The sequence below is a fragment of the Micromonospora sp. NPDC007271 genome, assembly GCF_040634005.1.
Classification (GTDB): Bacteria; Actinomycetota; Actinomycetes; order Mycobacteriales; family Micromonosporaceae; genus Micromonospora.
Genome location: NZ_JBEYER010000025.1, coordinates 1 through 1865 on the forward strand (window position 1 = coordinate 1; position 1865 = coordinate 1865).

Annotated in this window: 1 protein-coding gene; it reads right to left on the minus strand. The window is 68.4% G+C overall.

The window, feature by feature from the left end; translation table 11 throughout:
- Nucleotides 1-1865, minus strand: a 1865-nt coding sequence (locus ABZ570_RS11640) for an ATP-binding protein (RefSeq protein ID WP_358060705.1), incomplete at both ends; no start/stop codon positions are given.

Here is a 1865-nt window from a genome sequence, read left to right on the forward strand (position 1 = left end):
GAACGTCGAGCCCTGGCCGGGCGCCGACGAGACGGTGATCGTGCCGCCGAGCAGGCGGGCCAGGTCCCGGCTGATCGAGAGGCCCAGCCCGGTGCCGCCGTACCGCCGGCTGGTGGTGCCGTCGGCCTGCTGGAACGCCTCGAAGATCAGCGAGAGCTTGTCGTCCGAGATGCCGATGCCGGTGTCGATCACCGTGAACGCGATGACCCGGCGGGCGTTGGTCAGCGCCGGCACGTCGAAGACCGCGTTCTCGGCGGCCGGCGCGATGCGCAACGTCACCGCGCCGTTGTCGGTGAACTTCACGGCGTTGGAGAGCAGGTTACGCAGGATCTGCTGCAACCGCTGGGCGTCGGTGACCACCGCCGGCGGCAGATCCTTGCTGATCCGCACCTGGAAGTCGAGGCCCTTCTCCTCGGCCTGCGGGGCGAACGCCTGCTCGACGTAGCCGCGCAGCTCGGAGAAGCGCAGTTCGGTCGGCTCGATGTCCATCCGGCCCGCCTCGATCTTGGCCAGGTCCAGGATGTCGTCGATCAGCGAGAGCAGGTCCGATCCGGCGCTGTAGATGGTGCGGGCGAATTCGATCTGCTTCGGCGTGAGGTTCTGGTCCGGGTTCTCGGCGAGCAGCCGGGCCAGCAGCAGCAGCGAGTTCAGCGGCGTACGCAGTTCGTGGCTCATGTTCGCCAGGAACTCCGACTTGTACGCCGACGCCCGGGTCAGCTGCTGGGCCTTCTCCTCCAGGCCGAGCCGGGCCAGCTCTATCTCCCGGTTCTGCGTCTCGATGTTGGTCTTCTGCTCGGACAGCAGCTTGGCCTTGTCCTCCAGCTCGGCGTTGGTGCGCTGGAGTTCCGCCGACTGCTCCTGCAACTCGTGCGCCAGCCGCTGCGACTGGGCGAGCAACTCCTCCGTACGCCGGTTGGCCTGGATGGTGTTGACCGCGATGCCGATCGTGGCGACGAGGCGCTCCAGGAACGACAGGTGCAGCTCGGAGAAGGTGGTCACGCCGGCGAACTCGATCACACCGAGCAGCTCGCCCTCGAACAGCACGGGCAGCACCACCAGGTCGGCCGGGGGCGTCTCGGCGAGCCCGGACCGCAGCACCAGGCGCCCGTCGGGCTGGGTGTTGACCCGGATGGTCCGCCGGGACAGGGCGGCCTGCCCGACCAGCCCCTCGCCCGGCCCGAAGGTGACGTCGTGCCCCCGCGCCACGTACCCGTACGAGGCGGTGAGCCGCAGCCGCATGCTCCCCTCGGAGCTGTCCACCAGGAAGAACGCGCCGAGCTGCGCGTCGACCAGCGGGGTCACCTCCACCATGATCATGCGGCAGACCTCGCCGAGGTCGCGCTGACCCTGGAGCAGGCCGCCGATCCGGGCCAGGTTGGAGTCCAACCAGCCCTGCTCGGCGTTCTTCTTGGTCGTCTCCCGCAGGGTGACGATCATCTGGTTGATGTTGTCCTTCAGCTCGGCGACCTCGCCCTGCGCCTTGACGCTGATCCGCTGGGTCAGGTCGCCCCGGGTCACCGAGGTGGAGACCTGGGAGATCGCCCGGAGCTGGGTGGTGAGCGTCGAGGCGAGCTGGTTCACGTTCTCGGTCAGGTCGCGCCAGGTGCCGCTGACCCCCTTCACCTGCGCCTGACCGCCGAGCTTGCCCTCGGTGCCCACCTCCCGGGCCACCCGGGTCACCTCGTCCGCGAACGACGACAGCTGGTCCACCATCGTGTTCACGGTGTTCTTCAGCTCCAGGATCTCGCCCTGCGCGTCCACCGTGATCTTCTGCGACAGGTCACCCTTGGCGACGGCAGTGGTGACCGAGGCGATGTTCCGCACCTGCGACGTCAGGTTCGACGCCATCGAGTTCACGTTGTCGA